Raw genomic sequence first — 6,610 nt, forward strand, 5'->3', positions numbered from 1 at the left:
CGTTCCAGCTCCTTTTCCACGGCATTAGACGATTTGGCAAAGCGCGCCAGCAGGTTGTACAACACCGGAATGATGAACAGCGTCAAGGTGGTGGCGAAGATCAAACCACCCAGAATCACCATACCGATCGCGGCCCGACTCTCAGCACCGGCACCGGTCGCAACCACCAGCGGAATGGCACCAAAAACGGTGGAGATGGTGGTCATCAGTACCGGCCGGAACCGCAAGCTAGCGCCCTCAAGAATGGCTTCTCTGACTTCATAGCCTTTATCCCGTAGCTGGTTGGCAAACTCGACGATCAGGATGCCGTTTTTCGCCATCAAGCCCAGTAGCATGATAATGCCAATCTGACTGTAGATGTTCAGACTGATACCGGACCAGGCCAGCGCGATCAGCGCCCCGGTGACCGCCAGTGGTACCGACAGCATGATGATCAGCGGGTGAATCCAGCTTTCAAACTGGGCCGCCAGCACCAGGAAGACAATGACAAACGCCAGGCCGAAGGTCAGGTAGATGGCCGCCGAGGAATCCTGGAACTCCCGCGACAGGCCCTTGTAGCTGACCCTGGCTTCTGGCGGCAGGTTATCCACAGCGAGGTTGTTGAGGTAGGTTAGTGCAGACCCCAAATCGTAGCCTTCCGCCAGCGACGCACTCACCACTACGGCAGGGAGCCGGTCGATTCGCCGGAGGTCGGGATTGGCGCCGACTTCCTCGACAGACACCAACGACTTGATCGGAATGAGTGCACCGCCCTCTCGCGGGCGAAGGAAAATCTGCTCAAGATCTCCAGGGGTTGCGCGGTCAGCATCTTCGGCCTGAATAATGACGTCGTACTCCCGGCCGCGATCAACATAGGTGGTCACGTTACGGGAAGCCAACATGGTTTGCAGGGTGAGGCCCACATCCTGAACGGTGATGTCCAGATCCGCCGCGCGATCCCGGTCGATGCTGAGCCGCAACTCTGGTCGGGTCAGTTCAAAATCGGTATCAACGTTGATCAGATTAGGGTTTTCCTTTGCCCTTTCGACAATCTCTTCACTCCATGCCTGAACCGATTCGTAATCCGGGCCCGCTACCACAAATTCCACGGGTTGGTTAAAGCCACGCTGCCCCAGCCCCGGCGGATTGATAACGTTGATCCGGACACCGGAAATATCGGCGAGCTTCTGCCGGATGTCGCTGGTCACTTGTTGCTGTTTGATGTCCCGTTGATCCCAGTGAGTCAACCCCATGATCATAAAGGCACGGTCTTCTTCACCCCGGAAGCCGACGATAGACAGGAAGCGCGCCGCAATGCCCTCATCAAGATACGGCAGCAGTTCCGACTCCGCCTGTCGCGCAAAGTGGTCTGTGTACTGCACGGTGGACCCCCGGGGTGCGCTGGTCGGCATGATGATCACACCGCGGTCCTCGGTGGGTGCCAGCTCCTGAGGCAATCGGGGAAAAATCACCGTGGCGATGATCAATCCAACCACGCCAAGTCCAAGTAACAGGCCGGGCTGATTCAAAGAGAATACCAGCAATTTTTTGTAGCCACTGGTCAGTCCATTCAGGACTTTTTCACTGAAAGCCCATAAACGATGACCTTCTTCAACCTCCGGGCTGTGCCTGAGCCATTTTGAACACAGCATGGGTGCCAGGGTGAGCGCCACAAGACTGGAAAAGATTACGGCCGCAGCCAATGTAAATCCAAACTCAGCAAACAATCGGCCGACGTTACCACCCATAAACGAAATGGGCACAAACACAGCAATCAACGTGAGCGTGGTCGCGATGATGGCAAACGCTACCTGTTTAGCACCACGATAGGCGGCCAACAGCGGTGCCTCACCTTCATCAATTCGCCGTTGAATGTTTTCCAGCATTACGATGGCGTCGTCCACCACCAGTCCGATGGCAAGGATAATCGCCAACAGGGTCAATACGTTGATGGAGAACCCCAGAAATCCCAAACCAATAAAAGCACCAATAACCGCGACCGGTATGGTCACCGCCGGAATCAACGTGGCTCGCCAGGAGCGCAGGAACAGGAAAATCACCAGAATGACCAGTGATACCGCAATGGCGAGCGTGATCAGAACTTCCTTGATTGACGCACGAATGAAGATGGATTCGTCGTAGCTTTCAGCAAACGACACTTCGGGTGGTAACGTTTCCTCAATCAGGGCCAACTCTGCACGTACTGCATCGGATACGGCTACGGTGTTGGCCTTGGATTGCCGGATAACACCCATGCCGATAGCGGTCCTGCCGTTGGCTCGTAACCGGCTGATATCAGATTCTACGCCCATCTGAACGTTCGCGACTTCACCCAGGCGCAACAGATCGTTTCCGTCCCTCCGAACAACCAGGTTCTGGAATTCTTCAACACTGGATAAGCGGCCTTCGGCCCGGACGGTAAAGTTGCGGGAAGACGATTCCACCTGGCCGGCCGGCAATTCGACGTTGTTGTCTCTGAGCGCTCGCTCCACCTCTGCCACGGTGATGTTGCGGGCGGCCAGCCGCTCACGGTCCAGCCACACCCGGATGGCGTAGCGGCGTTCACCCCCGATGCGAATATCCGCCACACCATCAAGCACCGACAACCGGTCGGCCAGAACACGATCGGCAAAATCGGTTAGCTCGGCGCTGTCCCAGACGTCGCTGAGCAACGTTATCCACATCATGGGTCGGGCATCCGAGTCCGCTTTCCGGACTCTGGGTGCGTCTGCTTCGTCCGGCAGCTGGTTTGCAATCCGGGCAACCGCATCCCGGATATCGTTGGCGGCAACGTCGATATCCCGGGACGTATTAAATTCGATAGAAGTACGGGACTGACCCTGCTCCGTTGATGACTCTATGGAGCGAATGCCTTCAACGCCACTGATGGCACCTTCAATGATTTGAGTAATCTGAGTGTCCACCACCTCCGCCGCCGCGCCGGTATAGTCGGTGGATACAGACACAATGGGCGGATCGATATCGGGATATTCACGCACCGGCAAACCGAGCAAAGCAGTGATGCCGAACACAACGATCAGCAGGCTGATTACCGTGGCAAATACCGGGCGCTTAATGGAAATATCAGACAGAATCATGAATCAGGATTCCCGGCTGGTGACAAAACGATTCACGGGTATCGCCAGGTCCGATTCCAGTAATCGAAGTTGATCACCGCTACTGAGACGATCCTGACCCGTAACCACCACCTGATCCTCTGCCGTCAGGCCATCCAAGATCTCCACCATGCCCGGCATGCGCGATCCGATCTGGACGGAAACCCGTCGGGCAATCCCGTCTTCAGCCACAAATACATACTTCTGATCACCACGCAGCATCAACGCCTGTTCCGGGATAACCAGCCCCTCACGCTCACTCAGGGTGAGCGATGCGGACATAAACTGCCCCGGCCGCAATCGCCCTTCCGAATTATCAATCAAGGCGCGTACCGACAGGGTCCGGCTCAGCTCGTTGATCCGACTGGCAAGCTCAATCAACTCGCCTTGAAAAGTCTCGCCGGGGAACGCGGGTGAGGTAGCACGGACCTTCTGGCCGAGACGTACCTGGCCGATAAAACGCTCCGGCACCGCAAAATTCAGCTCCATCTGGTCGTTGGTATCAAGAGTGGTGATGGTGGTTCCGGCCTGCAGATAGGCACCGATGCTGACATCTGACAGTCCGACCACACCGGCAAAAGGCGCCTCAATGCGATGATTCTCTAACCGCACCCGGGCAGACTGACGTTGCGCCAGAGCAACATCCACAGACGTTCTGAGCTCATCAACCTGAGACTGGGAAATGCTGTTGTTGGCCCGCAGGCGCTGAGCCCTCTCGTACTGGCGCCGGGCATCAGCCAACTGAGCGTCGATAACCGCCAGATCAGCTCGGGCCTGACGATCGTCCAGGCGCAGCAAAACCGCTCCCTGTACAACGCCGGTACCCGGCTCAAGATTAATCTCAACGACACGTCCACTGACCTCCGTCGTCAATTCAACGGCATTGAGTGCCCGTAAATTAGCGACCGCACCCACGTCATCCCGAACCACGCGCTGTTCCGGTGTGATGACATTAACAGCGCTTGCCTGAGATTGCCGGCTGCCCTGATCTGCAGAGCTTTGCTCAAGGCTGACGTAAATGCCGGCGCCCGCTGCAACAACCACGACCAGAACGAGTGCAATCAGCCATTGTTTCCACATGGAATTTGTTAACCTTACCGTTATTGGTGTTATGAACCTTGATCATGCTTCTGAATCACCAGTACCACTTCGCCAACATCCACACCCCACTTACTCATCGTGGTCTGATTGATTAACGTATCTGGCGTGATCAGGTACATCCAGTCATTCATCCGAACGTCAATGGTGCCATCACCGTATGACACGCGGAGGACATAGTTCATATGGATGGCATTCCCCTGCCATCGCATAGTGCCTGGCTTGACGACATCCCCGGCTTCGGCGTGATAGCTATCGCCCGACGGTGTTAAGGTCCAGACTCGGGTCTCAACCTCACCGTCGTTAAACCGGAAAACTTCATCCAGAGTGCCAACGCCATTGTCATCCCAGGTGGCGACAATATCAGCATCGAAAGTACGGATTACCTTGCCAGAGAAATTCTTGACCACACCACGAGCTGAAAGTTCGCCCTGAAAAAATTCCTGGGGGATCAGTTGTGGCTCAACGTCCCGATAATCATCCAGTGACGGTCCGGCACAGCCGGCTAAAACCAATACGATCAACAATATAAAACTGCTGCGCACAGCACCATAGACTCGGCGCGGAATAACCCTGTTTTGCATGACTTTTACACTCCGTTTACGGGCCTCTAGAGACCGGATTCACGAATAACGTACGGACTGGGATCAAAACCCGATCAGAACTATCGGAAATGCGTCATTTCAGCCAATTGTCTATTCTGACACACCCATGGGTGCTTTTCGTCAATGGCAGTCACGGTTGAATGCCGTAAAACTGCAGTCCTCAAAGCTTTCGAACTCTATCGGATCAGCTAATCGTACGTGAGGACTGGCTATGCCTGTGTATAAAGCGCCGCTGCGTGACATGAAATTCCTTCTTAATGATGTGTTTGATTACCCGGGTCACTATCAGACTCTGGCCTCTGGCGAGAACGCCACCCCGGATATCGTTGATGCCATCCTGACCGAATGCGGTCGATTCAGCGAAGACATTCTGAGCCCGCTCTACCAGAGTGGTGACGAAGAGGGCTGCCGCCTGGAAAACGGAGAGGTCATCACCCCCAAAGGTTTCAAAGATGCCTACAACCAATACGTGATGGGCGGTTGGCAAAGTCTCTCTGCGCCGGAAGAATACGGTGGCCAGGGCCTGCCTGCCTCCATGGGGCTGTTCAAGCAAGAAATAATGGGCACTGCCAACTGGTCATTCTCCATGTATCCGGGGCTGTCCATCGGTGCCATGAACACGATTTTTCTACACGGCACTGAAGAACAGAAACAAACCTATCTGGTACCGCTGACGGAGGGTCGCTGGGGCGGCACTATGTGCCTGACCGAACCCCAGTGCGGCACGGACCTGGGCCAGGTAAAAACCAAAGCCGAACCCCAGGCTGACGGCAGCTACCAGTTAACCGGCACCAAGATTTTCATTTCTTCCGGTGAACACGATCTGACTGAAAACATTGTTCACATTGTACTGGCTCGTTTACCGGATGCCCCCAAAGGTACCCGAGGCATCAGCCTGTTCATCGTGCCGAAATTCCTGCCTGCGGAAGACGGCAGTATTGGCAAGCGTAACGCCGTTAACTGTGGTGCGCTTGAAAAGAAAATGGGCATCAAGGCCTCCGCCACCTGCGTCATGAATTTTGACGGCGCGACTGCTTACCTGATTGGCCCGGAAAATGAAGGCCTTGAATGTATGTTCACCTTCATGAACACGGCCCGCATCGGCACCGCGATTCAGGGCGTTGGCCCGGCTGAACTGTCGTATCAGTGGGCACTGGATTACGCCAAAGAGCGGCGGTCGATGCGTGCTCTGTCTGGCAAGAAAGATCCGGAGCAGGTAGCTGACCGTCTGATTCACCATGCCGACGTTCGCCGCATGCTGCTGACTCAAAAAGCCATCGCAGAAGGCGGTCGGGCCATGCTTTATTATGCCGCCAAACTGGCCGATCACATGGTCGAAGCTTATGCCGCCGGAGACCATCAAAAAGCGGAAAAATACGACGATAAACTGGGCTTTCTAACCCCGATTCTTAAAGGCTTTCTGACCGAGTTAGGCAACGAAGCCGCCAACCTTGGGGTTCAGGTCTTTGGTGGTCATGGCTATATTCGTGAGCACGGTATGGAGCAGATTGTCCGGGATACCCGGATCGCAACACTCTATGAAGGCACCACCGGTATCCAGGCACTGGATTTGCTCGGTCGAAAGGTCCTGATGATGACCCAGGGCGGCGCGGTTCGGGACTTTACGTTTAAAATTGCGAACTTTGCCCGCAAGCACCTGACCAGCAAGCCACTGCGACCGATGGCCATCGAACTTCTGAAACTCACCGCTCAATGGAATCTGTTAACTGTTCGGGTGATGCTCGCCGCGCGCAAAGATCGCGATGTGGTCAGCGCCGCCGCCCATGACTTTCTGATGTACAGCGGCTACGT

The 6,610-nt window shown here is 55.3% G+C and carries 4 protein-coding genes; 1 reads left to right on the top strand and 3 read right to left on the bottom strand.

Annotation, left to right across the window (positions count from 1 at the left end):
- From IBX51_RS13780 to IBX51_RS13790, 3 genes are all read right to left on the bottom strand, one after another.
- Window positions 1-3,077: efflux RND transporter permease subunit (locus IBX51_RS13780; RefSeq protein ID WP_291831864.1), on the bottom strand; the 3,077-nt coding region annotated here is incomplete at its 3' end.
- Window positions 3,078-3,080: 3 nt separating this feature from the next.
- Window positions 3,081-4,175: an efflux RND transporter periplasmic adaptor subunit gene (locus IBX51_RS13785; protein ID WP_291831865.1), complete on the bottom strand. Its 1,095-nt coding sequence runs from the start codon at window positions 4,173-4,175 to the stop codon at window positions 3,081-3,083.
- A gap of 29 nt (window positions 4,176-4,204) precedes the next feature.
- Entirely contained in the window at window positions 4,205-4,777 is a 573-nt protein-coding gene (locus tag IBX51_RS13790) for a DUF3833 domain-containing protein (RefSeq protein WP_291831866.1), read from the bottom strand.
- Between the two features lie 232 nt (window positions 4,778-5,009).
- On the opposite strand from IBX51_RS13790, the gene IBX51_RS13795 reads away from it, so the two are divergent.
- Window positions 5,010-6,610 (top strand): acyl-CoA dehydrogenase family protein (locus IBX51_RS13795; protein ID WP_291831867.1); only part of this gene is annotated, 1,601 nt, incomplete at its 3' end.

It is taken from the genome of Marinobacter sp., from assembly GCF_014859525.1.
GTDB lineage: Bacteria > Pseudomonadota > Gammaproteobacteria > Pseudomonadales > Oleiphilaceae > Marinobacter.